The 4570-nt window shown below is 28.0% G+C and carries 4 protein-coding genes; all 4 read left to right on the top strand.

All coding sequences use genetic code 11. From position 1 onward, the window contains the following. The first annotated feature begins 50 nt into the window (after positions 1-50). Entirely contained in the window at positions 51-1097 is a 1047-nt protein-coding gene (locus A5882_RS16150; RefSeq protein WP_086373128.1) for an EpsG family protein, read from the top strand. Positions 1098-1118: 21 nt separating this feature from the next. Next, positions 1119-2231, top strand: coding sequence for a glycosyltransferase (locus A5882_RS16145; RefSeq protein WP_086373127.1), 1113 nt, complete (start codon positions 1119-1121; stop codon positions 2229-2231). Positions 2232-2242: 11 nt separating this feature from the next. Further along, positions 2243-3226, top strand: coding sequence for a polysaccharide pyruvyl transferase family protein (locus tag A5882_RS16140; RefSeq protein WP_086373126.1), 984 nt, complete (start codon positions 2243-2245; stop codon positions 3224-3226). Then, a partial coding sequence (locus tag A5882_RS16135) for a lipopolysaccharide biosynthesis protein (RefSeq protein ID WP_176462043.1) occupies positions 3195-4570 on the top strand: 1376 nt, incomplete at its 3' end. The genes A5882_RS16140 and A5882_RS16135, both read left to right, overlap by 32 nt.

Genomic DNA, 4570 nt, shown 5'->3' with positions numbered 1-4570 from the left:
GCTTTTATACAGATTATTTCTGAACTATCAGATTAGTGAGGATATAAAAAATGTGGTTATTTTTCTTTATAGTTTTTTTTATAATCTCTTTAGGATTGATACTTAATAAGTATCCAAAGAGCTATTTAAAAATTTTGTTTTTTGTATTTTTTATAATTTCTGCATTTAGATCGTCCAATATTGGTAATGATACTATAGAATATACCAACCTATATACTTCATTGCAAAACTCAACCATGGAAAGTTTTACTTGGAGATATGAACACGGATTCCTTTACTTTAACAGATTATTATCATTTATTTCACCTAATCCACAAGTTTTATTAGTTACAATAGCGTTTATCACATGTTTAGCTTATTATATCGTAATAAAAAAATACTCTTTAATTCCTTGGATGAGTGTGTATCTTTTTTTTACTTTGAGATATTTTGATTTAAGCATGAATATTGCTCGCCAAACTCTAGCAATGGCAGCAATTTTAATGGCCGTAACAGCTATTTTAAACAAGAAATACATTTTATTTTTTATCTTTGTTTTGCTAGCTACCAGCTTTCACAATACAGCTATAATTTCCCTATGTATTTTGTTTGTTGACAAAATAAAGGATAATAAAAAATTTGTTGCTTTTTTAGCTATTCTTACTAGTATAGGTTTTATATTATTTCCTATGATTTTTAATTTTCTTCTAAGATTTTTTCCGACATATAGTTACTATTTAACATCGAGTTACATGGATGGAAGTACTAGAACAGCAACAATTTTAAATATTGCAGTTAATATGGTTATTATATTGTTTGTTTGGTATGTTGGTTTTCCAAGAAGTAGACCCAATATTTTATTTTTTAAAATGATTTTAGTAGGACTTGCAATTTCCATAATTTCAATAAGGTTTAGTCTATTGGATAGGGTTGGTGACTATTTCTCAGTATTTGTAATCTTATTACTCCCGAATTCATTTAATAATTTACGCTACAATAAATCTTTTAAATTTTTGTTGTACATGTTTATATTGATTTTTATGGGTTATTGCTTAACTATCCTGTTGTTACGACCAGATTGGAATAGGGTTTACCCATATCAATTTTTTTTTCAATAGATTAATGGAGGAACATTTTTAATGAGAATTTTAAACGTAATAGGCAGAAGGCCTACAGGTGGTATAGGTTCAGTCGTAAAAAATTATCAAAAACATTTAGACAAAGATGTAATCTATGACTACCTTTTGTTTTCAGATTATCCTGAAGGGCCTTTTGACTCTGAGGTTAAAAAACTTGGCTCAAAAGTATATATAGTTCCTTCGTTGAAACTAAAAAATTATATTGCTATAAACTCTCAATTGGATAAACTTTTTCACAATATAAAAAATGAGTATGATATTATGCACATACACACTGTAAATGTTGCTTTTTTAGTGGTGAATAAAGCCAAAAAGATTGGTTTGAACAACATAATAGCACATAGTCATGCGACAAAGTTCTCAGACTCTAAATTAAAATCTTTAAGGAATAAAATACTATGTAAAAATTTAAAACAGATGACTAATTATTATGCGGCGTGTTCTTACGAAGCAGGAGAGTTCCTATTTGGAAGAAATTCTATGATAAATGATGAAGTAAAAATCATTAAGAATGCTATAGAAATCGAAAAATATAAATTTTCGAATTATAAAAGGAAAAAATTTAGGAGTGAACATAATTTCGATGCAGATGATTATTTAATAGGTTGTATTGGAAGACTCTCCCCCCAGAAAAATTTAAGTTTTGCATTAGAAGTTTTTCGTGAATTAGTAAAAAAAGATGATGTGAAAAATTATAAACTTTTAATAGTTGGAGAAGGTCCCGAGCTCAAAAAATTGGAAGATTTGACAAACAAATATGAAATTAATGATAAAGTTGTTTTTTTAGGTTTTAGGAATGATGTCCAAAACATACTCAGCGGGATAGATTTGTTTTTTATGCCTTCTAATTATGAAGGTCTTCCTGTTATAGGAGTAGAAGCTTTATCATCGGGATTACCATGTGTTTTTAGTGAGGCTATATCTAAAGAATTTGCTAGTTCAAAAAGTTTTTACATTTCTTTCAAAAATGATATAGAAGAATGGGGTTCTAATCTGTATTCAATTTCAAAACTCCCTATAGATAGAACTGAAGTAGTAACTAATGGATTAGGGTATAATATTTGTGAAGAAGCAAAAAAACTAAAAGAATATTATTCTAATATTATAAATTAAGAGGTTGAAAAATGAAAAAAATATTGTTTTTTGATACATCAATTGGTACTTTAAATATAGGTGATGAGATTATTAATGACTCTATACAAAAAATATCTGAAGAGATGTTTAGTGATGACTATATAATGAGGTTACCATCGCGTACCGGAATATTAAATAAATTCCAATTATTTTATAATAAAAGTTTTCGGCAAAATTTTTGTGAAGCTGATTTAAAATTTGTTTGTGGTACAAATCTTTTATATAAAAATATGTTAAGGCCAATGCCTAATTGGAATATTAATTTGTTTAATACCAAAGTTAGTGAGCAATCCATTTTGTTTGGAGTAGGTAGTGGGAACAACTCCAAGGAGATAACTAAGTATACCCAAATGTTATATAAACGAGTTTTGTCCAGAGATTATGTTCATAGTGTTAGAGATCAAGCTACTAAAAATATGTTGGATAGTATAGGAGTTCAATCAGTTGTTACAGGGTGTCCTACTTTATGGAACCTGGATGAATATAAATGCTCTAAAATACCACAAGAAAAAAGCGAGAATGTTTTGTTTACTTTGACTCATTATACAACATTTAGAAACTATGATGAGGATAAAAAAATGATTCAAATTCTAAAGAAATTGTATAGAAAAGTATATTTTTGGCCCCAGAGTTTAGAGGACTTAAATTATTTAGAAGAACTTGATGAATCAACAGATGTTAACATAATTTCTCCTAATTTAAAATCTTTTGATAATTTCTTGACAAATAATGATACAGACTATGTTGGAACAAGATTGCATGGTGGAATATACGCTTTACAACATGGACGTAGGTCAATTATTCTTGCCATAGACAACAGAGCTAGAGAAATTAAGAACAATAATAACATTCCATGTATAGAAAGAGATGATACTTCATCTTCTTTAGAAAAGATGATCAAAGCTAAATGGGATACTAGAATTCTGATTGAGGATGATAAAATTGAAAGATGGAAGCAACAATTTACGAAATAAAATAAAGATAGATTCAAAGTTTAGAACGCTGGGCTCAAATACAATTATTTTTGCTATTGGAAATGTTTTTTCAAAACTTATTTTATTTTTTTTAATGCCACTTTACACTAGTGCGATGAGTCCAACTGAGTATGGATTTGCTGAATTGATGAATAATGGTATAGATTTGCTTATGCCATTAGCAACCTTGTGTTTATACGAAGCAGTTTTTAGGTTTAGTATTGATGTTTCTTTGATTAAAAAAAAGGAAATACTTTCAAGTTCTCTAAAAATAATTTTAATTATCAATACATTAGTGTTATCCATTAGTATATTGGTGTTATTCCTCCTAGATTCTTTATATCCTATCTTGTTTAGTTTCATGCTATTTGCATATAGTATTAGACAATTATTTGCACAGTTTTCAAGAGGAATCGGAAAGGCAAGATTTTTTGCAATGAGTGGTATTCTTAATGCTATTATTCTAGGGATAAGTAATGTGGTATTAGTAGGGCTACTATCTTATGGGGTTAATGGCTATCTTTTCTCGATTGCATTAGGTAATGTTTCATCAGCATTTTATCTTTATTTTCGTGCAAATATAAAACAATTTATTGATTTAAAAATATTAGATAAAACTCTAATAAAAGAATTATTGACATTTAGTATACCAATGATACCTAACTCAATATCTTGGTGGTTTGCTAATATTTCAACAAGATACATTTTAGTTATGTTTCAAGGGATAGCGGTAGCTGGAATATTCACTGCAATTAGTAAGCTACCTTCAATAATAAATGTTCTTTCTTCCATATTTCAACAAGCTTGGCAATTTTCTGCCTCCAAAGAAATTTCAAATAAGCAAGCTTCTAATTTTTTTACTAAAGTTTTCCTGACTTACTATTCATTAATTATTGCTTCTTGCAGTTTAATTATTACTTTCATTCCATTTATTTCAAAATTTCTTTTACAAGGCGAATTTTTTGAGGCATGGAACTTAATTCCTCTGTTACTTGTATCGGCTGTGCTTAATTGTTTCTCAGTTTATTTTGGATCAATATATACAGCCTCAATGAATAATAAGATGATTATGATTTCAACTATGGTAGGTGCTTGTATCAGTGTTGTTTCGTCTTTCGTTTTAATCCCTTTTATAGGGATTATTGGAGCGATTATATCTACGAATTTAAGTTATATAATTATTAATTTAATGAGATACTTTGATACAAAAAAATATATCAAATTAAAAATCAATCCTTTTGAAGTTGTAGGGTTAATTAGTATTTTATACTTGCAAGCATTCCTTTATCTTTCATTTGGATTAAATTCGTTTTTATATGTTTTAATTATTAACGTTGTCCTACT

This window comes from Enterococcus sp. 4E1_DIV0656 (assembly GCF_002140695.1).
In the GTDB taxonomy this organism is placed as follows: domain Bacteria; phylum Bacillota; class Bacilli; order Lactobacillales; family Enterococcaceae; genus Enterococcus_D; species Enterococcus_D entomosocium.
Note: the sequence above shows the minus strand (reverse complement) of the source record. Positions and strands in the feature narration are given on the sequence as shown.